The 679-nt window shown below is 73.5% G+C and carries 1 protein-coding gene; it reads left to right on the forward strand.

Annotated features, from left to right (window positions below; all coding sequences use genetic code 11):
• A partial coding sequence (locus IF37_RS40375) for a hypothetical protein (protein WP_037858403.1) occupies positions 1-679 on the forward strand: 679 nt, incomplete at both ends.

The following is a 679-nucleotide window of genomic DNA, read 5'->3' on the forward strand; positions in this document are numbered from 1 at the left end:
CCGTCGGTGCGGTGGGAGGAGTTCCAGCGGCAGCGGGACGCGGCGTATCACGGCCGGCTGGCGGTGGCGGAGGCGACCCGGGGGGCGGTGGAGGGCCGGCTGGACGCGGCGCGGGAGGAGTTCGCGCGGCGGGATGTGTTCGGTGGCGGTCATCTGCCGCAGGACGAGACGGGTCATGAGCAGGTGCGGGATGCCTACCGCACCCAGGTCCGGGAGCGGTTGGACGTGCTTGCCGCGCGGGCGGGGGGCTTCGACCGGATCACGCCCGAGCAGCAGCGGCAGGTGGTGGAGCAGGCGGCCGCGGACCTGCCGCGGATGTGGGAGCGGGTGGCGCAGCGCCACCGTCACGAGGAGTTGTTCCAGGAGCGGTTCGAGCGGGCGGTGGCCGATTTCCGCCGTCAGGACTTGTTCGGCGGCCGGTATCTGGTCGACGGGGAACCGGCGGCCGGCGTGCACGAGAACGTCACCGCCGCCGAGCGGCGGATCCGGGAGCAGGAGGTGCTCCAGGAGGCGCGTGAGGGCCGGCCGCCTGTGACGCTGCACCAGTTGCGCACGCGGCTGGAGATGTCCTATCGGCAGGCGGTTGAGGATGCCTACCGGGCCGGTGGTCCGGACACGCCTGCCGCGCGTCGGGAACTGGACGCGCACCTGACCCGGATGTACGACGAGCTGCCGCGGC

This window comes from Streptomyces sp. NRRL S-31 (genome assembly GCF_000718775.1).
In the GTDB taxonomy this organism is placed as follows: Bacteria; Actinomycetota; Actinomycetes; order Streptomycetales; family Streptomycetaceae; genus Streptomyces.